This window comes from Campylobacter sp. CNRCH_2013_0855 (assembly GCF_025773025.1).
GTDB classification, from domain to species: domain Bacteria; phylum Campylobacterota; class Campylobacteria; order Campylobacterales; family Campylobacteraceae; genus Campylobacter_D; species Campylobacter_D jejuni_C.
In genome coordinates this window covers 1-514 of record NZ_JAKMTE010000075.1, presented here as the reverse complement: position 1 = coordinate 514, position 514 = coordinate 1, and the positions used below count along the sequence as shown (strand labels likewise).

1 protein-coding gene is annotated in these 514 nt (G+C 23.9%); it reads left to right on the top strand.

What is annotated here, in order from left to right; translation table 11 throughout:
- Positions 1–514: hypothetical protein (locus L8X40_RS08505; protein ID WP_263667696.1), on the top strand; the 514-nt coding region annotated here is incomplete at both ends.

Genomic DNA, 514 nt, shown 5'->3' with positions numbered 1-514 from the left:
TTTCTCCCTCTTCACTCCACGCCCCTACCCTAGCTATTCAAAACAATACGAACTTGCTCTAGCAAAGAAAAAAGAACTTATAACTAAAACAAGTATAGCTTCTACAACTTACAATTTTATAGATGAAGAATATTTAAAAAACATACAAGATTTAAAAGAACAAGAAAAAATCATTGAACAAGAAGAACAAAAATATCAATTGGATTTAAAACTTTATAAAGAAGACAATAAAATAAAAAATGAAATTTTTAATTCTTTATTTAAATCTTTAAATGAAAAGCTAAGCTTTCAATTAAAACAAGAAAGAAATACTTTTTTAAATTCCAATCAAAGCTTAAGTATTATTGCTAATAAACAATACCTACTAAAGACTTTAAACTTGCAAGATATCAACAACATCAACATTGATTCAAAACCCTATTTATTAAAAGCTTTATATTTTTGTGAAGATTATGTTTTATATGATAAAGATAAGCAAGCTTTATTTGATGAAAACACAATAAAAGAATTAGAT